The 20610-nt window shown below is 62.0% G+C and carries 13 protein-coding genes; 8 read left to right on the forward strand and 5 right to left on the reverse strand.

The genetic code is table 11. From position 1 onward, the window contains the following. Nucleotides 1-161 precede the first annotated feature (161 nt). The 6 genes from GWL_RS00685 (at nt 162) to GWL_RS00705 (ending at nt 11913) form a co-directional block, all read left to right on the forward strand. Complete coding sequence (locus GWL_RS00685; protein ID WP_008325526.1) at nt 162-1388, forward strand: polyhydroxyalkanoate depolymerase; 1227 nt, start codon at nt 162-164, stop codon at nt 1386-1388. 238 nt (nt 1389-1626) lie between these two features. Further along, entirely contained in the window at nt 1627-5001 is a 3375-nt protein-coding gene (locus GWL_RS00690; protein ID WP_008325528.1) for a DUF2126 domain-containing protein, read from the forward strand. 55 nt (nt 5002-5056) lie between these two features. Beyond that, nucleotides 5057-7558, forward strand: a complete 2502-nt coding sequence (locus tag GWL_RS00695; protein ID WP_008325532.1) for a circularly permuted type 2 ATP-grasp protein — start codon at nt 5057-5059, stop codon at nt 7556-7558. A 1-nt stretch (nt 7559) separates the two neighbouring features. Continuing rightward, nucleotides 7560-8504, forward strand: coding sequence for a transglutaminase family protein (locus GWL_RS00700; protein WP_008325534.1), 945 nt, complete (start codon nt 7560-7562; stop codon nt 8502-8504). 348 nt (nt 8505-8852) lie between these two features. Then, a complete protein-coding gene (locus tag GWL_RS22830) occupies nt 8853-9650 on the forward strand; it encodes a DUF3304 domain-containing protein (RefSeq protein ID WP_081486010.1) in 798 nt (265 codons plus the stop codon). Next, nucleotides 9643-11913: a phospholipase effector Tle1 domain-containing protein gene (locus GWL_RS00705; protein ID WP_034349658.1), complete on the forward strand. Its 2271-nt coding sequence runs from the start codon at nt 9643-9645 to the stop codon at nt 11911-11913. Before GWL_RS22830 ends, GWL_RS00705 begins: the two co-directional genes overlap by 8 nt. A gap of 200 nt (nt 11914-12113) precedes the next feature. Here the strand turns inward: GWL_RS00705 and GWL_RS00710 are convergent, their stop codons facing one another. The 5 genes from GWL_RS00710 to GWL_RS00730 form a co-directional block, all read right to left on the reverse strand. After that, complete coding sequence (locus tag GWL_RS00710) at nt 12114-13493, reverse strand: MFS transporter (RefSeq protein WP_008325542.1); 1380 nt, start codon at nt 13491-13493, stop codon at nt 12114-12116. 248 nt (nt 13494-13741) lie between these two features. Then, nucleotides 13742-15793 carry a sodium:solute symporter family protein gene (locus tag GWL_RS00715; RefSeq protein ID WP_008325544.1) on the reverse strand — a complete coding sequence of 684 codons (2052 nt, stop codon included), beginning with the start codon at nt 15791-15793 and terminating at the stop codon, nt 13742-13744. Next, the gene (locus GWL_RS00720) at nt 15783-16067 is read right to left on the reverse strand and encodes a DUF4212 domain-containing protein (protein ID WP_034349659.1); all 285 of its coding nucleotides are present in this window, start codon (nt 16065-16067) and stop codon (nt 15783-15785) included. Before GWL_RS00720 ends, GWL_RS00715 begins: the two co-directional genes overlap by 11 nt. A gap of 1 nt (nt 16068) precedes the next feature. Beyond that, complete coding sequence (locus tag GWL_RS00725) at nt 16069-17655, reverse strand: sensor histidine kinase (RefSeq protein WP_008325547.1); 1587 nt, start codon at nt 17653-17655, stop codon at nt 16069-16071. Between the two features lie 49 nt (nt 17656-17704). Further along, entirely contained in the window at nt 17705-18415 is a 711-nt protein-coding gene (locus tag GWL_RS00730; RefSeq protein WP_008325548.1) for a response regulator transcription factor, read from the reverse strand. A 288-nt stretch (nt 18416-18703) separates the two neighbouring features. On the opposite strand from GWL_RS00730, the gene GWL_RS00735 reads away from it, so the two are divergent. After that, nucleotides 18704-19126: a hypothetical protein gene (locus GWL_RS00735; protein WP_034349661.1), complete on the forward strand. Its 423-nt coding sequence runs from the start codon at nt 18704-18706 to the stop codon at nt 19124-19126. A gap of 215 nt (nt 19127-19341) precedes the next feature. Further along, entirely contained in the window at nt 19342-20304 is a 963-nt protein-coding gene (locus tag GWL_RS00740) for a Tim44 domain-containing protein (protein WP_008325550.1), read from the forward strand. Nucleotides 20305-20610 lie beyond the last annotated feature (306 nt).

The raw sequence follows: 20610 nt of genomic DNA on the forward strand, positions 1-20610 counted from the left end.
GTCGATCGAGCGTGCGCGAGGTGATGTGCGCAGCCATCTGGCGCATCCGGCATTGCACAAATGCCGTCCGCGCGGGGCTTGCGTCACCATCAATGGCACGACAATTGCATCGATGGCGGGGCGAGCGGACACCAAAAAGAGACAACCGAGGGCGGCGCTTCATGATCAATACCTATCAGCTCTACCAGAACTACGCCGACGCCACCGATCCGCTGCGGGCCTGTGCCCGCATGATGGCGCCCCTGCTGGGAGCGACCTGGCCCGGCATGCCGGTCAATCCGGCCCTGCGCAAGATGGCCTCGGCCTGCGAGGTCTTTGCGCGCACCCAGTTGACCCATGCACGCCCGCCCTTCGACATCGTCGAGGTGGTCGATGGTGGGCGCACAATTGCGGTGCACGAGGAGGAAATCAGCGCCACGCCCTTCTGTGGCCTGCTACGTTTCCGCAAGGAAACCTCGGATGCCCAACCCAAGGTGCTGGTGGTGGCGCCGATGTCGGGCCACTTCGCCACGCTGCTGCGCGGGACCGTCAGGACGCTCCTGCGTGACCATGATGTCTACATCACCGACTGGCGCAATGCGCGCGATGTTGCCCTGGAGCATGGTCGCTTTGGTCTGGATGAATACGTTTCCCATGTCATCGATTTTCTCGCGGTGCTCGGTCCCGGCGCGCATCTGCTGGCCGTGTGCCAGCCCACGGTGGCCGCACTGACTGCCACCTCGATCATGGCCGAGGACAATCACCCCGCGCAGCCGCGCACCCTGACCCTGATGGCCGGGCCGCTCGATACCCGGGTCAATCCGACCGCGGTCAACGCGCTGGCCAAGAGCAAGCCGATCAGCTGGTTCGAAAAGAACATGATCAGCACCGTCCCGGCGCGCCATGTCGGGGCCGGGCGGCGTGTCTATCCGGGCTTCGTGCAGCTGGGCGCCTTCATGAACATGAACCTGAACCGCCACATCGAGGCTTTCCGCAAGCTCTATCATCATCTGGTCGAGGGCGAGCAGGCGCAGGCGGCACAGATCAGGGATTTCTACGAAGAGTATTTCGCCATGGCCGACCTGCCGGCGGAGTTCTATCTGGAAACGGTCCGCACGGTGTTCCAGGAGCATGCGCTGCCGCTGGGCAAGCTGACCTACCGCGAACGCGTGGTCGACCCGCGCGCCATCCGTCGCACCGCGCTCTTCACCATCGAGGGCGAGAAGGACGATATCTGTGCGGTCGGCCAGACCGTGGCCGCACAGGAAATGTGCAGCAGCATCCGGCCCTACAGGCGTCTGCACCATGTTCAGACGGCAGTGGGGCATTACGGTGTCTTCAACGGACGACGTTGGGACAACGAGATCTATCCGCGGCTGCGGGATTTCATTAACATGAATCACCGGTGAGCTTGCGGCGTGCTCACCGACGCGAGTGAAAAACTTAGTCTTCAGGATCGAAAGTTTAAGTTTTTCTTCGCCCGGCACTAACACTCTCACATACACTCACAACGAGGTAGCTCCAACAGGATAGTCATCAGGAAAGTAATCAGGCGGTAAGAAAAACAAGGTATGCAGGAGAACTGCTCCGCATATCGCCAACAACCAAGCCCCGCGCTTGACCATTTGCTTGTCGTAAAGGAATTCCATGTCGATCCACGTGGCCCTGAACCATGTCACCTCTTACAAGTACGACCGTGCCATCAACCTGGGTCCGCAAGTCGTCCGCTTGCGTCCCGCCCCGCACAGTCGTACCCGCATCCTGAGCTATTCGCTGCGCGTGCTGCCCGAGCCGCATTTCATCAACTGGCAGCAGGACCCGGAATCGAACTACCTGGCACGCCTGGTGTTCCCCGAGAAGACCACCGAATTCAAGATCGAGGTGGATCTGGTGGCCGAGATGTCGGTCATCAATCCCTTCGATTTCTTCCTCGAACCTTACGCCGAGCAGTTCCCTTTCGAGTATGCCGAGGACCTGCAGAACGAGCTGTTGCCCTATCGCCAGAAACTGCCGTTGTCGCCGTTGTTCGAGCAATTCCTCAAGAGCGTTCCACGCGAGAAGGTGGGCAGCGCCAATTTCCTGGTGGCCTTGAACCAGAAGCTGGCCAATCACATCGGCTACACCATCCGCATGGAACCCGGCGTGCAGACGCCGGAAGAAACGCTGACCCTGAAGTCCGGCTCCTGCCGTGATTCCTCCTGGTTGCTGGTGCAGTTGCTGCGCCACCTGGGCCTGGCCGCGCGCTTCGTCTCCGGCTACCTGATCCAGCTGACCGCCGACCAGAAATCGCTGGATGGTCCCTCCGGTCCCGAGGCCGACTTCACCGACCTGCACGCCTGGTGCGAGGTCTATCTGCCCGGTGCCGGCTGGGTCGGGCTGGACCCGACTTCGGGCCTGTTCGCCGGGGAAGGCCACATCCCCTTGTCCTGCACGCCCGAGCCGGCCTCGGCTGCGCCGGTCAGCGGCCTGGTCGATCCCTGTGAGGTGGAGTTCGAGCACCTGATGTCGGTCAGGCGCATCTGGGAAGCGCCGCGCGTGACCAAGCCCTACACCGAAGAACAATGGGCCGCCATCGAGAAACTGGGCCATGCCATCGATGCTGACCTGCAGGCCAATGACGTGCGCCTGACCATGGGCGGCGAACCGACCTTCGTCTCGCTGGACCACCCGGACGAGCCGGAGTGGAACACCGCCGCCATGGGCCCGACCAAGAAGCCGCTGGCGGCCGAGCTGTATCACCGCATGCGCAACAAGTACGCCGCGCAGGGTCTGCCGCATTTCGGCCAGGGCAAGTGGTATCCGGGCGAGCAGTTGCCGCGCTGGGCGCTCAATTGCTACTGGCGCCGCGACGGTGAACCGATCTGGCTCAATCCCGCCCTGATCGGCGACGAGACCCGGCCGAACGTAATCGACAAGATCGTCACCAGCCATTTCCTGCATCGCGTGGCGCAGCGTTTGCAGGTGGATGGCAAGAACGTCTTCCCGGCTTATGAAGACGTGTTCTACTACATGTGGCGCGAGCGCCGCCTGCCGGGCAACGTCGATCCATTCGATTCGCGCGTGGATGACAAGCAGGAGCGCGAGCGCCTGATGAAGGTCTTCACGCAGGGCCTGCAAAGTGCGGTCGGCCATGTGCTGCCGCTGGCGCGTCGCGACGATGGACTCGGCTGGCAGAGCGGTGCGTGGTTCCTGCGCAGCGAGCGCTGCTACCTGTATCCGGGCGATTCTCCCCTGGGTTATCGCCTGCCGCTGGATTCGCTGCCCTGGGTCAAGGAGGGCGAGTATCCCGCCATCCATCCGGCCGATCCCACCCAGAACTTCCGCCCCTTGCCCAGCAGCGCCGAGATCCGCCGCCAGCTGGGCAGTCCGCAGGAACCGGCGGCGCGCCCGGACAAGGCTGCCAGCGCGGCCGCTGCCATCACTGGCGAAGGCCGCAGCAGTGCAGCCACTACGGCGGCCAGCACCGCTACCCAGACCGTGCCGGCCCCCTTCGAATCAGCCAACTGGCTGACCCGCACCGCGCTGTGTGCCGAGGTACGCAATGGCGTGTTCTACCTGTTCATGCCGCCGCTGGCGCAGCTGGAGCATTATCTGGAACTGGTGGCCGCCATCGAGGCCGTGGCCGAGGAGCTCAAGCAGCCGGTCCTGCTGGAAGGCTACGAGCCGCCGCACGATCCGCGTCTGCGCAAGTTCAGCGTCACGCCCGACCCGGGCGTGATCGAGGTCAACATCCAGCCGGCCAACAACTGGAGCGAACTGGTCGAGCAGACCACCCACCTGTATGAGGCCGCACGGGCCTCGCGCCTGACGACAGAAAAGTTCATGCTCGATGGCCATCATTCCGGCACCGGGGGCGGCAATCACATGGTCCTGGGCGGCATCACGACCAGTGATTCACCTTTCCTGCGACGCCCCGATCTGCTGCGCAGCCTGATCTCCTACTGGCACAATCATCCTTCGTTGTCCTACCTGTTCTCGGGCATGTTCATCGGTCCGACCTCGCAGGCGCCGCGCATCGATGAGGCGCGCAACGATTCGACGGTGGAAATCGAACTGGCCTTCAGCGAGATGGACAAGCAGGTCGCCAAAGGGGAATGCCCGCCCTGGCTGGTGGACCGCCTGCTGCGCAATCTCTTGATCGACGTGACCGGCAACACCCACCGCGCCGAGTTCTGCATCGACAAGATGTATTCCCCCGACAGCGCCACCGGCCGCCTGGGCCTCCTGGAACTGCGCGCCTTCGAAATGCCGCCGCATGCGCGCATGAGCCTGACCCAGCAACTGCTGCTGCGTGGTCTGGTGGCGCGCTTCTGGAAAGAGCCCTACAAGCCGGCGCGCCTGGTGCGCTGGGGCACGGAACTGCATGACCGCTTCCTGCTGCCGCACTTCATCGAGCAGGATTTTGCCGACGTGATGGCCGACATGAACGAGGCCGGCTATCCCATGCGGGCCGAATGGTTCGCGCCGCACATGGAATTCCGCTGCCCCAAGATCGGCGACTATGCCGTCAAGGGCATGCAGGTCGAATTGCGCACTGCGCTCGAACCCTGGCACGTGCTGGGCGAGGAAAACAGTGGCGGCGGCACGGCGCGCTATGTGGATTCCTCGCTGGAACGCCTGCAGGTCAAGATCACCGGCATGGCCTCCGACCGTTACGTGCTGACCTGCAATGGCGTTCCGGTGCCGCTGCAGCCGACCGGTACCGTCGGGCAGTTCGTCTCCGGTGTACGTTATCGGGCCTGGCAGCCGCCGTCGGCGCTGCATCCGACCATCCCGGTGGATTCGCCGCTGACCTTCGACCTGATCGATACGTGGAATGGCCGCAGCCTGGGCGGTTGTCAATATCATGTGGTGCATCCGGGCGGCCGCAATTACGAAACCTTCCCGGTCAATGCCTTCGAGGCGGAAAGCCGCCGCCTGGCGCGCTATTTCCGCATGAACCATACCCCGGGAAAATGGCAGCTCACCCCGGCGCGGGCGTCTATCGAGTTTCCTTTTACGTTAGACTTACGCTACTTCTAAAACTGAGCCGGGCGCCGTTGCAGGCGCGGCGCGCAGCCCGGCCACTCACTGACTTATGCCCCAGCGTCTACTGGAAAGCTATCCGGTCGCCAGCGATCGTTATGACGAGATGCTGGCCGCCGACGGCCGCCTGCGCCCGCACTGGCGAACGCTGATCGACCAGCTTGAAAACCTCTCGCCGGAGATGCTGCGCCGGCGCGCCAATGAGGTGCGCGACGCCATCGCCTCCGATGGCGTGACCTACAACGTCTATGCCGACCCCAAGGGCGCCAACCGCCCCTGGGAGCTGGATCTGCTGCCGCACCTGGTGTCCTCCGAGGAATGGGATTTCCTGGAGCGCGCCGTGGCCCAGCGGGCGCGTCTGATGAATGGCCTGCTCGCCGACATCTACGGCCCCCAGACCCTGATCGCCGAAGGTCTGTTGCCGCCCGCGCTGGTGTTCGGCCAGCACGGCTACCTGATGCCCTGCCACGGCTGGCAGCCACCGGGCGGCGTGCATCTGCATGCCTATGCGATCGACCTGGCACGGTCGGCCGATGGTACTTGGTGGGTAGTGTCGGACCGCACGCAGGGTCCGTCCGGTACCGGCTATGCGCTGCAGAACCGCCAGATCATGGCGCGCGCCATGCCCGAGGCGCTGCGCGACATGCACGTGGAGTCGCCGCACCGCTACTTCCATACCCTGCGCGCGATGTTGACGCGCCTGGCACCGGCCCAGGGCGAGGTGCCGCTGATCGTGCTGCTCACGCCGGGCCCCTACAACGAAACCTATTCCGAACACGCCTTCCTGGCCCATACGCTGGGCTTTCCGCTGGTGGAAGGGGTGGACCTGACGGTGCGCAGCGACCAGGTGTTCCTGAAGACGCTCAACGGTTTGCGCCGCGTGCACGCCATCCTGCGCCGCATGGACGATGACTATTGTGATCCGCTGGAACTGCGCGCCGATTCCGCTCTCGGTGTGCCGGGCCTGACGCAGGCCGCACGGCTGGGCAATGTGGTCATCGCCAATTCGCTGGGCAGTGGCGTGCTGGAGTCGACGGCACTGCACGGCTTCCTGCCGGCCATCAACGAACGCCTGTATGGCGAATCGCTGCTGTTGCCCTCGGTGGCGTCGTGGTGGTGTGGCGAGAAACCGGCGCTCGATTACACACTGGCGCATCTCGATGAGCTGGTGATCGTGCCGGCATTTTCTTCGATGCGCATGCAGCCGGTCTTCGGGCATACCGTCACGGGGGCGGCGCGTCGTCGTCTGATCGAAAGCCTGCAATTGCAGCCGCATGCCTATGCCGCCCAGGAATGGGTACGGCTGTCGCAGGCACCGGTGATGTCGCGCAGTGGTGACTATCGCCTGATGAACCGCACCATCAGTCTGCGCGTCTTTGCGGTAGCCGATGGTCAGGGGGGGTATCAGGTCATGCCGGGCGGTCTCACGCGCGTGGCCCCGCGCCAGCGGCGCGATGTGGTCTCGATGCAGCAGGGCGGCACCAGCAAGGATGTGTGGGTACTGCGCGAAGAGGAGCGGCCCGACGCCTCCATGGCCGATGAGCGTCATGGTGCAGAAAACGTCACGGTCATCAGGGGCACGGTCGACGTCTCCTCACACTCGGGCGAGAACCTGTTCTGGATGGGGCGCTATTCGGAGCGCGTGAAGAATCTCTCGCGCCTCTTGCGTACCACGCTGCAATACACGATGGATGGCCAGACCGAGAGTCGCGGCATGCTGGGCAGCGTGTCGTGGATCTGCAGTCAGTTGGGTGTGCAGATGCCCAAATCCGAACCGCGCCCGACCATCACCGGCTTGCAGCAGAGTCTGCAGGCTGCGGTGGTCGATCCGTCCGCACCGGTGAGCGTGGCCACGCAATTGCGCCAGCTAGCCAATGCCGCCTATCAGGTGCGCGAACATCTTTCTCTGGACAACTGGCACGCGCTGACCAAAATGCCGGCCATGGTGCAGGAACGCATCAATACGCCCGCCGCCGCGCAGCACGTGCTGGGCAACGTGATCGATGCCTGCTCGGGCCTGGCCGGTCATGCGCTGGACGACATGACGCGCGATGCCGGCTGGCAGTTCCTGATGGTGGGCCGTCACATTGAACGCATGGCCAACATGGCTGCGCTGTTGGACAACTTCCTGCGCCTGCCGCCGCAGCGCCAGACCGCCGCGCTCTCGTGGTTGCTGGAGGCGGCCAGCAGCATCGTCACCTATCGCGTGCGTTATCGGCGCACGCCGGAGTGGCTGCCGGTGCTGCACCTGCTGGTGTTCGACGCGAGCAATCCGCATGGCATGGCCTACCAGTTCCGCATGCTGCAGCAATACATGCGCGAGATTGCGCAGCAGCTGGGTTTGCTGAGCATGACCATTCCCTCGCATCTGTCCACCCAGCTCGAAGCGATGAACCTCAACGAGTTTGCGCACGATCATCCCCATGTCGGGCAGGCCAATGCACGTCTGACGCAATTGATGCGCGATGCCGTCAGCGGTGGCTACATGCTCTCCGACGATCTCTCGCGCCATTACTTCACGCCGCTGACCGCACCGGTCAGCCAGGGGGTATGAGATGACTGCCCGCCACCAACGCTACGTCTACCGCATCCATCACCAGACCACTTACCAGTATTCGCTGCCGGTGCGGCTGTCGCATCAGGTACTGCACCTGACGCCGCGCGAACTGCCGTGGCAGCAGTGTCTCTCGCACACCGTCAACATCCTGCCGGGGCCGCAACTGGTGCGCAGCTACGAGGACAATTTCGGCAATATCATCAAGGCTTTCTCGCTCGATACCGATCACACCAGCCTGGATGTGCAGGCCGATTCCTGGGTTGCGCTCACGCCGCGTGACCAGCCGCAGCCGGGCATGCCGTGGGAAGAAGCCGTCACGGTGATGGCCTATCACGGCGGGCGCCTGATGGCGCCGGGCATGCTGGAGGCGTCCAATTTCCTGTTCGAATCCTCGCACGTGCGCATCAAGCGCGAGTTCATCCGCTATGCGGCCGAGTGCTTCAGCCCCGGCCTGTCGGTGGTGGAGGGGGTGCGCGCATTGATGATGCGCATCCATGAGGAATTCGCTTTCGATCCGGCGGCGACCACCGTCTCCACACCGGTGACCGAAGTCTTCGTCAATCGCCGTGGCGTGTGCCAGGATTTTGCGCATCTGATGCTGTCCTGCCTGCGTTCCATGGGACTGGCCGCGCGCTACGTCAGCGGTTATCTGCTGACCGAACCGCCGCCCGGGCAGCCGCGCCTGATCGGTGCCGATGCCTCGCATGCGTGGGTCTCGGTGTATTGCCCCGGTGCGGACGGTGGCGAAGGGACGTGGATCGATGCCGACCCGACCAATGGCGTCTTCCCCGATACCAGTCACATCACGCTGGGCTGGGGACGCGATTTCCTCGACATCTCGCCCTTGCGCGGCGTGCTCATCGGCGGGGGACAGCAGAGCATGCAGGTGGCCGTGACGGTGTTGCCAGGGGAGGAAGCGCAGGGTTTGCAGCTGTCGATCTGAGCCGGGGCGTTCTTTTCGAACCCAAGAAAAATGGCCCATCACGGATTTCCGTGGAATGCCTTTCTACTTATCTGGGCAGAACGCATCTGACGCCTATTTATGAATGGGTTCTAGATTCTCTCGCGTTCCCGCTCCCAAGCCAGCCTTGCGCGCCTCGCGCAGCCTTCACGCCGCGCACCATGAATTCCCGTGCCGCGGGAACAATCGACATCGCGCACCGTCAAAACGCCCGTCAAGGCGCATCGACATGTTCAATCACGGGCAACATCAGAAAAAATATACGTCCTCCATGGATCGCCGTCGGCGGCACAGCTGAACGGCACACCAACTTGGTTTCAAGGAAAAAGCATGAAAAAAACAGGTCTCGTCTCGCTGTGTCTCGCGCTGCTGGTCTCATTGGCCGGTTGTGATGCCTTTTCATCAGAACCGACCTATAAGGGCTTGAGTGTTGAGGGGTTTAATTACACGCCATATAACTTGAGCCGTTTTGTCGTCACGGACAAATACGGCAACAGGGCCAGCGGCGGTGGAGATTTGCCGCCCGGTTCCGGAGAGGGCCGTCTTAGCTGTTGTTACTCGTTGAAAGGAACAGAATTTACCGTTGACTGGCGGGTGTATGACGTCGATGAGGGTGAGAGTGTATATGCTCCGATTAAATACATAGAGAAAAGAACAGAGGTGCATGTACCTCCCACTGAAGTCAAAGGAGGACCTGGCACCAGAATACTAGGTCTGCATTTTTATCCGGACGATCACATCGAATTTGAGTTTCGAACGGACTTGAGAGGTTCTCGTATTGATTTCTCAGAAGTAAATTATCGACTGAAAAAGAAATATCCTAGTCAGATCAATCCAGGCGGCGAAGAGGGACGGTGGACCGATTTTCGGAGAGTCGCAAAAATAGCAGCCGAGGGTTGGGTGAAGTATCACTTAGAAAATTCGGATGATCTTGAACAATATGTCTATTACACCTTGTTGGTAAACAAGGATTTTGATCAACATCCTTTGGTAAAAAAAATCATTAGCTCCACGAGAGGAAAACCCGGCGAATTCGCACGAGAACTAAAAGCCCTCCCTGAGGCGACGCGAAGCGAAATAAAGGCTGGCAAGTTTGAACATGTAAAAACCGAGGCAAGCAATGGCTAACGCAAACACTGCAAATGCTTCAGCCTTGAGTCCTGCGGATAAGACGCCGCCCAATGTCGTTCTTGGAATGGCCAGCCATATTGCTGCAACAAAAAATGCGGAAAAGCTTGCATGCCAGTGTGACATACACATAGGTTTTTTCTTTGACGGTTTCGGGCGCTCCAGAGATTTGGATGATCCGGCCAGCTCCCGCTACTCCAACATTTGCCGCTTATGGGAGGCTTATCGTGATAACAAGGATGATCGAAGAAAAGACACGCCGAATGAATTCTGGTATCCGTTTTACTACTCCGGGTTAGGTACGCCCCTCAATGATGACGCCGCAAGCAACGCCATTATCTCCGGCGCATTGAAGGTCGCGACAAACGCCGGCAAGGCGGTGATGGACAAAGCAAAGTCGACCGCCAAGGAGGCAACAGGCGTAGACAAGCTGGATGGTGTCGCAAAGCTGGCTTCTCCGACCAAGATCGGAACCAAGGCCCTAAAGGATTCATTGTCGGAAATGTCGTTCAGGCCTGTCGTAAAAGCCTACAAGGACATCATCAAGGATATCAAGGAAGCACCCGAAAACATTCGCAATGTCTTGCGCCTGGCCGAGGGAAACGAGTGGGTGACGCGCGGCAAGGCATCGGTGCGCGGCCTGCTGTATGACGCCAGGAAAAATCCGTTGAAGGCAGGCTGGGCTGCGGCAAAAACGGTCTTTTCCGATCTGATCGTGGACTCCATTCCCTTGGTGAGAGACAGCAGAGCCGCCTCAACCGTGTTTGGAACAGGGGTGGATGCCAGGCTGACTGCCGCACTTGATCAGTTCGAGGCTGCCTGGAAGGATGCCAAGGCTCAGATCCCAAAGGTGCAACGGATTCAGGTTTCCGTATTTGGGGCGGATCGCGGCGCAGTCATCGCACGCGCGTTCGTCAATGAACTGGCGCGCAAATACAAGCGCGCCAATGCAGAAGATCTGGCCATCGAGGGCGACGCCATCGACATCAAGTTTCTCGGCATGTTCGATGCTGTATCGTCACTGATCCAAGAAAACAAGCTGATCGGTTTTCTGCCCTTGGTGGGCATGGTCAAGCAAAATTTCGGCGACCGTCCGCTAGGCGTGCCGCCAGCCGTCAAGAAATGCGTGCATTTTGCCGCCGCCCATGAACTGCGTTTTTATCAGCGGCTCGACAGTCTCGAGAAAACCCGTGGCGAGCAGTTTCTCTATCCGGGTACCAGCGAAGACATCACGGGTGGTGCGCCTGATGGCTCGATGGGATTTCGCGCAGAACTGCAGCGGGTAGCTTTGCGCGATATGCTCAACGAAGCACTGATGGCGGGCGTGATGCTCGACAGGATGGAAGATCTTGTGAAATATAAACGAGAAACTTTCTTGAAGTTTTCGCTGGCAGCCCCCATCAACGACGGCAAATCCAATTACCAGATGATGGACCTGATAGCCGCGTACCGGAAGATCGTTCCGCGTACGCAAGGTCTTGATTTTGTCGCGCACATGAAGGTGTTTATTCAATGGCTGGCGGTGCGATATCAATCGCCGGAGTTTCGCGCTTCGGTGACCAGTCACGCCGATGAAGTGAAGGCGGCGCAACGCGCCAAACAGAAACGCGTCGAGATCGCGCAGGCGGAGTTCGAGGCAGCACGAGCCGCAAAGCCATTCGATCAGGAGCGCTACGGGCGAGCCACAGGTGCCTTATTCAAGGCGCAACAGGACGATCAGAGTACGATGCAAAAGACGATTTATGAAGCGCATCGTCCTTTCGTCAGCGTGTGGGAACGGCTTGATTCCGAGTCCAAAAAAATCGTCGAGATGCGCGCACAAGAGCAAAAGCGGATCGATGATGAGCCACGCCGCAAGAGCCAATGGCAAAAATTGATGGATGAACGTGAAGCCCCCTGGCGGGCAAAGGGAATGAGTCCGCCTGGAATGCCGCCGACTTACCGCCCCGCCCGCCCCCTGATGAGCCCCGAAGAGTTCCTATTGGGTGACGCCTGGATCGCAGCCTCCAGCGGCAAGACAACACTGCCGGACGATGTCATGGCGCTGTTCGATCTGCTGGTGCACGACACGATGTTGACCAGTTGGCACGATCACTTGCTGTCTTCGACGCTTTATTTCCAGACGCGTGCGACCGATGCCTTCGGCGTGACCGATGCCAAGGAAGAAGATGAAACCCGCAAGCAAGACGATGCCAATGCCGCCCGCATCAAACAGATGCAGGATACGATGCAAATGCCGCGCATGAGCCAGGCAAGTCAATAGCAGGCAAGTTGCGTGTGGGCTATGCTCGGCACGCAGAAACGCTCTTCTTCCAGCCTGACATCATCGCAATATTCACCGCCAGGATGACTTCCTCCTCTTGGTATCAGCCCACGGTAGAACGGTTATGGTGTCACATGAGTACGCAAAAAGAATGGCCACTGATCGCGAGATCAGTGGCCATTTCATTTCAGGCTGGCAGGTCAGTGCGCTCCGGCATCGGCGACCATCAGCGGCTTGCCGCCGTCAGGACGGTTGCGGTCCGAAGCCTGCTTGACCAGCAGTGCCACGGTCGAGACCAATGCAGCCGTGGCCACCACCGCGAATACTTCGCCAAAGCCCAACTGGCGCCGCGTCAGTTCGGCCACCAGGAAGGAACCGGCGATGCCGCCGAAGCGGCCCACGCCCAGCATCCAGGCCACGCCGGTGGCACGGCCACGGGTCGGATAGTAAGCGGCGGCCAGCGCCGGCAGCGATGATTGCGCGGTATTCATCAAGGTGCCCGCCACGAACACCACCACCGTCAGTACGCCCACGTTGCCCACCGCCTGGCCGATGCCGAAGACAGCCACGGCCGTGGCGGCAAAGCCGATGGCGATGACGCGGTTGGCGTTGTAACGGTCCATTAGCCAGCCGAACAGGATGGCGCCCACGCCGCCCAGCGGGAAGAGCGCCGAAATGAGCGTGGCCGTCTTGGGGGCCAGGCCGGCATCCTTGAACAGCACCGGCATCCAGTTCACCAGCGCATAGAAGATCACCAGTCCCATGAAGTAAGCCAGCCACAGCATGCAGGTGCCGATCAGATAGCGCGGCTCGAACAGCAGGGCGATGCCGCTCTTGCCATTGGCGACGTCGCCCTGCGGGCCGGTCTCGGTCAGGGTGAAACGACTGACATTGGCCGCCGAGGAGGAGATGCGGCGCAGGACCGCAGCGATGCGCCCGGCCGGGTAACCCTTGGCCACCATGTGGCGCACCGACTCCGGCAGGCTGGGCAGCATCACCAGCAACAGCAGCAGGGGAGCGGCACCACCCAGCATCAACACGCTGCGCCAGCCCCATAGCGGGATCATCCACGCGGCCAGGAAGCCGCCCAGCGCCGCTCCCAGCGGGAAGCCGCAGAACATGGCATTGGTCAGCATGGCGCGGCGGGCCGCCGGGCTGTACTCACTGGTGAGCGTGACGGCATTGGGCATGGCCGCGCCCAGGCCGAGGCCGGTCAGGAAGCGCAGTATGGTCAGCTCCTGCAGGTTGCCGGCGAAGGCCGAGCCCATGCAGGCGGTGCCCATCACCAGTACCGACAGCAGCAAGATCTTGCGACGGCCATAGCGGTCGGCCAAGGGACCTGAGGTCAGCGCACCGGCGGCCAGGCCGAACAGGGCGGCACTGAGTACCGGCGCCAGGTCCGGCTTGGCGATGCCCCAGTCCTTGAGCAGCGACGGGGCGATGAAGCCGATGGCAGCCGTGTCGAAGCCGTCCAGCAGGACGACGAAGAAGCACAGCGCAAAGATCAGCCATTGATAACGCGAGAAGGGCTCGCGGTTGATGAAAGCCTGGACGTCCAGGGCAGGGGTTTGCGGTCTCATGTCTCTCTCTTCTGATTGTTGGGGTGGTACGGCTGTTTTGTTTTTTTGTGCGAAAAGTATAAAACAATGCCGAACGAATGTGTTCGGTCATTGCGCATCTGTGCGGTAAGCGAACAAAATCGTGTTTTGTGAAGGAAAGCACAAAGGCCCCCGTCGGCCGGACCGCGGCAGGCAGGGGGAGAAGCTTGGATGAAGGAAATTGTCCAAAACCGGAGCGCAGCATGCGCGCCGGCCTCAGCCGGTTCTGCTCAGGGCGTGCGGATATGATCGATCAGCGCGATGGTGGCTTCATCCGGCGGCGGAGTGAGCAGGCTGACGATGACCATGGCGGCGATGCCGACCGGCACGCCGAAGATGCCTGCCGAGATCGGTGCGATATGGAACCACTGCCCGGCCACGCTGCCGCCGAAGGAGGGATTGGTATGCAGCATGTAATACACGCACATGAGGAAGCCGCAGACGATGCCGGCAATCGCTCCGGGCTGGTTGGCGCGTTTCCAGAAGACCCCCAGCACCAGTGCCGGGAACAGCGTGGAGGCTGCCAGCGAAAAGGCTGCGCCGACCATGGAGAGGATGTCGCCCGGTTTGAGCGAGGCCGCATAGGCCGCCAGCAAGGCCACCACCAGCAAGAGCAGCTTGGAGATGGTCACGCGCTTCTGTGTGGAGGCGCTCGGGTCGACCACCTTGTAATAGACGTCGTGCGAGAGGGCATTGGAGATGGTCAGCAGCAGTCCGTCCGCCGTCGACAGCGCCGCGGCCAGGCCACCTGCGGCCACCAGTCCGGAAACGAAATACGGCAGCCCGGCGATCTCCGGCATGGCCAGCACGATGATGTCGCCATCCATGGAAATCTCGCCCAGCTGCACCAGTCCGTCGTGGTTGAGATCATGGATGGAGACCAGCGGATTGAGCTTGTCCATGTTGGCCCAGTAATACACCCAGTCCGGCAAATGGCTGTAGCTGCTGCCCACCAGCGAGGTGTAGATGTCGTATTTCACCAGTACCGTCAGCGCCGGCACGGTGAGGTAGATCAGCATGATGAAGAACAGCGTCCAGAATACCGAACTGCGCGCCCCCGCCACGGTGGGCGTGGTGTAGTAGCGCATGAGGATGTGCGGCAAGGCGGCGGTGCCCAGCATCAGGCAGAACACCAGCGCCAGGAAGTTGTTGCGCTTGATGTCCGAGCTTTGCTGGTCGCGCCCGGGGAAGGGTTCGGTCTGCGACACCGGTGGCTGCGCTCGCGCCAGATTGGCCGCACGCGCCTCGGTCCATTTGCGTTCGGCTTCCTCGGGCGACTTGGGATAGGCCGACAGCGCCCGGCTGGCGGCCTTGATGTCGGCCAGCGAGGCGTGCGTATTGCGACGCACCTGGTCGGCGTGGTTCTGCGCTTCCACGCGGCCGTCAAGCCAGGACTGCGGCAGGTGCTTCAGGCGGCGGTCGTAGTCATCGGCCTGCGCCTGGAAGATCTGACGCACTTCCTGTTCCTTGGGATCACTCTCCAGCCGGTGTTCCAGCGCCGAGAGCTTGGGCAGCACCGCGCCATAGGCCACCGGCGGTACCGGTACGGTGGCATGCTTGGCCGACAGCCAGATTACCGGGATCAGGTATGCCAACAGGATGATGATGTATTGCGCCACCTGGGTCCAGGTGATGGCGCGCATGCCACCGAGGAAGGAGCACACCAGGATGCTGGCCAGTCCGAGGAAGATGCCGATGGAAAAGTCGATGCCGGTAAAGCGCGAGGTGATCAGGCCCACGCCATAGATCTGCGCGACCACATAGGTGAAGGAGATCAGGATGGTTGCTGCCACCGCCAGGATGCGGATCACGTTCACACCGTGGCTGCCGGGTTTGCCCGGATAGCGCGCGGCGAGGAAATCGGCGATGGTGTATTGCCCGAACTTGCGCAGGTAGGGTGCGATCAGCAAGGCCACCAGGCAGTAGCCGCCGGTCCAGCCGATGATGTAGGCCAGGCCGTCGAAGCCCTGCAGGTAGAGGCCGCCGGCCAGGCTGATGAAGGTCGCCGCCGAGATCCAGTCGGCGGCGGTGGCCATGCCGTTGAACAGCGGCGGCACGCGTCGTCCGGCGACATAGTATTCGGGCACGTCGGAGGTGCGGCAGACCACACCGATGCCGGCATACAGGCCGATGGTGACGAACAGGAACAGATAGCCGATCCATGAGCGCGGCATGCCTTCGTGCTCCAGGATGGCCAGTACGCAAAGGAAGATGATGAAGCCCAGCGTGTAGAGGCCGTAGTAACGGCACAGGCGCCGGAAGAAATCCTTGTTACTCTCCATGCCAGGGCTCACCTTGTTCACGTCTGACCAGTTGTTCGATGCGGCGCATGCGGCGCAGGTAGATCACCACGATGGCCAGGTAGACCAGCATCATGCCCTGCGCGGCCATGTAGAAGGAGATCGGCCAGCCGAACAGGTGTACCTGATCCAGCTCGCGCGCGAAATAGATGAAGAAGAACGTGGCCAGGAACCACAGTGCCAGCAGCCAGGCCGTCATGCGGCGAGTGCGGTGCCATTGGTTGCCGGGGTCGTTGGGAGGGGCGCCGTGGTCCATGTCAGGTGATGTCGTCGAAGAAGGGCGTGTGCGGCATCATGCGAAAGCACACGCGAAACAGGCTGCCCGGGTAGCGAGGATCGGTACTGCGCGGATTGTGCGTGACCTCGACTGCGGCCTCATGCTGCTGCGCAATCTCGCGCACGATGGCCAGACCCAGGCCGCTGCCGGTGCTGGGTGTGCCGAGGATGCGATAGAAGCGCTCGAAGACGTTGGTGCGTTCGGCGGCCGGGATGCCGGGACCGTTGTCTTCCACTTCGAGGATGGCCAGGCCACCGCCCTCGTCGGTACGGGCGCGCACCGTGACCCGGCCATTGCCATCGTGCGGTGTGTAATGCAGGGCATTGTCCAGCAGGTTGGACAATAGTTCGCGCAGCATCACCGCATTGCCGGTGATGAGGATGGGGTGATCGGGCTGCTCGAAACCCAGATCGATGCGCTGGGTGAAGGACATCGGCACCCAGTCCTGCACCACGCTGCGCGCCAGTTCGTTGAGTTCCAGCGGCAACATGCCACCGGATTGTGATTGCTGGTTTTCGGCACGTGCCAGGGAGAGCAACTGATTGACCAGGCGGGTGGCGGTTTCCGAACTCTTGGCCAGTTGCTCCAGCGAGCGGCGCACGTCGTCCTGGTCCTCCTGGCGCAGCGCCAGTTCGGACTGCATGCGCATACCGGCCAGTGGGGTTTTCATCTGGTGCGCAGCATCGGCGATGAAGCGCTTCTGGATGGCGATGGTCTGCGACAGCCGCGCCAGCATGTCGTTGAGCGAGCGCACCAGGGGCGAGATTTCTTCGGGGACCTGGCCGGAATCGATGGGGGAGAGATCATCGGGGCGGCGTGCGCGGATGCGTTGCTGCAATTCCGACAGCGGAGACAGCCCGCGCGAGAGCGCGAACCACACCAGCGCCAGCGCCACCGGCAGGATCACGAACTGGGGCAGGATCACGCCCTTGATGATTTCATTGGCCAGCTGGGCGCGCTTTTCCAGCGTCTCGCCGACCTGCACCGTGGCCAGGCGCGGCTCGTGCTGGGCAGCGCGCTGGGCCGGGCTGCGGCGCAGGTCTACTTGCAGGGTGGCGATGCGCACGTCGCTGCCGTGCAGGATGTCATTGCGGAACTGCACCGTGCCCAGCGTGGCGCGCTCATCTTCTCCAGGTGGCTGGGGCATGTCGACGTCGCCCTCCACATATTCGCCGTTGGGGCCGGTGACCTTGTAGTAGATGTTGTCGATGTCATCGGCCCGCAGCAGGTCGCGCGCCGACACCGGCAATCTCGCCACCACCTTGCCATTGACTTCGGAGACCTGCTGCGCGAGCACGGTCACGCTGTCTTCCAGGGCGCGGTCGAAGGGCTGGTTGGCGATCGACTGTGCAATCAGATAGGTGATGGCGATGCTCATCGGCCATAGCAGCAGCAGCGGCGCCAGCATCCAGTCAAGGATCTCGCCGAAGAGCGAACGCTGGATGCGTTCGACCGGCTGCGTGGCCAGGGCGGCGCGGCGTTTCTTGCGGGGGGCTGGGGCGGCAGGCGCCTCCTGTGCCGGCTCGGCAGGTGAGGCAGCCGCAGGGGAGGGATCGCGCGCGGTCATCGGTTCTCAGCGCGCGGCTGTCGGGGCCAGTGCCGCGCAGGGCGCGCCGTCAAGCCGCGCCGCTGGAGACTGCCAGCGGTGCGGCACCGGTCTCGGGCAGCTTTTCCAGGCAATAGCCGAGTCCGCGCACGGTGGCGATGCGTACGCCGCCGACCTCGATTTTCTTGCGCAGACGATGGACATAGACCTCGATGGCATTGTTGCTGACTTCCTCTCCCCATTCGCACAGGTGGTCCACCAGCTGTTCCTTGGAGACCAGGCGACCCGTACGTTGCAATAATACTTCCAGCAGGCCCAGTTCCCGTGCCGACAGCTCCAGCATCTGCTCGCCGATGTAGGCGATGCGGCCGACCTGGTCGAAGGACAGCGGTCCATGCCGGATGACGGTCGGACCACCACCGGCACCGCGCCGGGTCAGGGCGCGCACCCGCGCTTCCAGTTCGGAGAGGGCGAAGGGCTTGGCCATGTAATCATCGGCACCGAGATCGAGTCCCTGGACGCGCTGTTCGACCGAGTCCGCCGCCGTCAGGATCAGCACCGGCAGGCGCGAATTGCGCGCGCGCAGGCGGCGCAGTACTTCCAGACCGGACATCTTGGGCAGGCCCAGGTCCAGGATCAGCAGGTCGAAATCCTGGGTGGACAGGGCCGAATCAGCTTCCACCCCGTTCTTGACACAGTCGGCTGCATAGCCGGAATGGCGCAGGGAACGGGTCAGGCCGTCGGCCAGTACGCTGTCGTCTTCAGCAAGGAGGATGCGCATAGGAATCGGTCAGCGGGGCGGCCCGGCTGAAATGTCTCGGATGGTTGAATTATTGTGCTGGCTTTTCATTCATATTCCACTAATTGCAATCTCAATGCAAATCAGGGATATCCTGAGGCAGCCTGTCCTTGACGGAGGTCATCTTGTTGCCTTTAAGTGTAACAATTGAAGGCGGGTCATTGAAGTTGGGCGCTTAGGCCTTATAGTAGTGAGCGTCAGCAAGATTTACTTGCTGACGGCGCAATTTTTGTTGATATAATTTCTCGCATCCATTGCTGGAAAAATCTGATGAAACGTTTGTGGGTCCTCCTGCTGATCTGTCTGTTACCGGTGCAAGTTTTTGCAGCGGTGCTGACGTACGCCAGCTCGATGGCCGCCACCGACTTCTCGGTACCGGCCCCGGTGCAAGCCGCCGTGGCGACCCAGCATCTGGTTTCCAAGACCGTTTCCCTGTCCGACCAGGCCCCCGCCGTGGGTGAGGACCAGTCCCATGCCGCGCTCTCCGACGTGGCTGGCAACGACGACGACAGCACCGGCTATGCCGACAACGGTGAAGACTTCTCCACGCACGCCGGCATCGGTGACGAGCCCGTGCTGATGCAATCCCTGGCCATGGTGCCGCAAACCTCCCGCCTGGCGCCCGCTCTGCGTAGCGATGCCGCCCTGCAACCCCCGTTCCTGCCGCGCGCAGGACGTCCTCCCCGGGCCTGATTCCGTCGCCACGCGCGACAGGACTTGCTGCGCCCGCTGAACTGCCCCTGATTGCCTGAGGCTTCGCGTCGTGCGACAGCAGGATCCTGCGCGTGTGCGACCAGCGCCGGCCTGCCCGCGCCGCTGCTGATCCCGCCGGGCACACCTGTTCCAGACATTCCAGAATCACGGCCGATGTGACCGCATCACATCATCAGAATCCTCTAGGAGATAGCATGAAAAAAGCATTTGTCGCGCTGATAGTGGCGGTCATGACGCTGTCTGTTGGCATGTCGGCCGTCGAAGCCAAGCGTCTTGGCGGTGGCGGTTCGATCGGCAAACAGTCTTCCAGCGCCAGCCGTCAGGCGCAGAGCCCTGCCCCGATGCAGCAGAACCAGGCCGCCGCTGCCAAGCCGGCCGCTCCTGCTGCGGCTCCGGCTGCCGCAGCCGCCAAACCGAGCATGTGGAAGGGCCTGCTGGGTGGCGCCCTGCTGGGCCTGGGTCTGGGCGCGCTGCTGTCGCACTTCGGCCTGGGTGGCGCACTGGCCAGCATGATCAGCACCATCCTGACCGTGGCCCTGATCGCCCTGGCGATCATGTTCGTCATCCGCATGTTCCGCCGCAAGTCGGAGTCGGCACAAGCCTCGCAACCGGCACCGGCCTGGGCCAGCGCCGCACCGCAAGCAGCTGATACCCAATCGGCCACGCCGCAGATCGGCTCCATGCTCAAGACCGACCAGTCCGCCGCAGCGACCACCCAGAGCGGTTTTGGTGGCGGTTTCGGCAACGCCGAGGCAGCCCCTGCCTACGGCATCCCGGCCGGTTTCGACACCGTGGGCTTCGTGCGCAATGCCAAGACCTACTTCATCCGCCTGCAAGCGGCATGGGACAAGGCTGACATCAACGACATCCGCGAATTCACCACCCCCGAGATGTTTGCCGAGCTGCGCCTGCAGATCCAGGAACGCGGTGCGGTCGCCAATCAGACCGATGTGGTCTCGCTGGATGCGGAAGTGCTGGGCGTGGAAACGGTGGGCAATGATTACCTTGCCAGCGTGAAGTTCTTCGGCTTCATCAAGGAAGACCCGACCGCCTCGCCAGTCCAGTTCGCCGAGATCTGGAACCTGTCCAAGCCGGCTGCCGGTCAGGGCGGCTGGGTGCTGGCAGGTATCCAGCAGCTCGATGCAGTCCAGGCCTGAGCTCTGGGCCAGTAGCCTGCAAGAATTGGCAAGAACGTTCACGTAGTACGTATTTGTTTGGCGCGGAAGGCGGCGGTTAGTGGATGAGCGTCGCCAGTCCGTTTTACCGCCGGCTTTTGCCGGCGGTTTTTTTTGTTCACTTCGTTTGTCATTGCGCGCCTGAATTTCTCTTCATTTCGGCCCGGAACCGCCCAGATGGCGCGGCTTTCCTCTGCGCTCCCGTCCTTTTCCTTCCTGTTGCTGCTCGCCAATAAAAAAGCACCGCCTTGGCGGTGCTTGTGGTGCTTGTGGTGCTAGTGGTGCTGG

The organism is Herbaspirillum sp. GW103 (genome assembly GCF_000261365.1).
Lineage (GTDB): Bacteria > Pseudomonadota > Gammaproteobacteria > Burkholderiales > Burkholderiaceae_D > Herbaspirillum.

Excerpts from the sequence above, each read along its gene's own strand:
- GWL_RS00700 (WP_008325534.1), top strand. The coding sequence starts at position 7,560 with ATGACTGCCCGCCACCAACGCTACGTCTACCGCATCCATCACCAGACC.
- GWL_RS00705 (WP_034349658.1), top strand. The coding sequence starts at position 9,643 with ATGGCTAACGCAAACACTGCAAATGCTTCAGCCTTGAGTCCTGCGGAT.
- GWL_RS00720 (WP_034349659.1), bottom strand. The coding sequence starts at position 16,067 with ATGGACCACGGCGCCCCTCCCAACGACCCCGGCAACCAATGGCACCGC.
- GWL_RS00740 (WP_008325550.1), top strand. The coding sequence starts at position 19,342 with ATGAAAAAAGCATTTGTCGCGCTGATAGTGGCGGTCATGACGCTGTCT.
- GWL_RS00690 (WP_008325528.1), top strand. The coding sequence starts at position 1,627 with ATGTCGATCCACGTGGCCCTGAACCATGTCACCTCTTACAAGTACGAC.
- GWL_RS22830 (WP_081486010.1), top strand. The coding sequence starts at position 8,853 with ATGAAAAAAACAGGTCTCGTCTCGCTGTGTCTCGCGCTGCTGGTCTCA.
- GWL_RS00710 (WP_008325542.1), bottom strand. The coding sequence starts at position 13,493 with ATGAGACCGCAAACCCCTGCCCTGGACGTCCAGGCTTTCATCAACCGC.
- GWL_RS00715 (WP_008325544.1), bottom strand. The coding sequence starts at position 15,793 with ATGGAGAGTAACAAGGATTTCTTCCGGCGCCTGTGCCGTTACTACGGC.
- GWL_RS00695 (WP_008325532.1), top strand. The coding sequence starts at position 5,057 with ATGCCCCAGCGTCTACTGGAAAGCTATCCGGTCGCCAGCGATCGTTAT.
- GWL_RS00730 (WP_008325548.1), bottom strand. The coding sequence starts at position 18,415 with ATGCGCATCCTCCTTGCTGAAGACGACAGCGTACTGGCCGACGGCCTG.
- GWL_RS00725 (WP_008325547.1), bottom strand. The coding sequence starts at position 17,655 with ATGACCGCGCGCGATCCCTCCCCTGCGGCTGCCTCACCTGCCGAGCCG.
- GWL_RS00735 (WP_034349661.1), top strand. The coding sequence starts at position 18,704 with ATGAAACGTTTGTGGGTCCTCCTGCTGATCTGTCTGTTACCGGTGCAA.
- GWL_RS00685 (WP_008325526.1), top strand. The coding sequence starts at position 162 with ATGATCAATACCTATCAGCTCTACCAGAACTACGCCGACGCCACCGAT.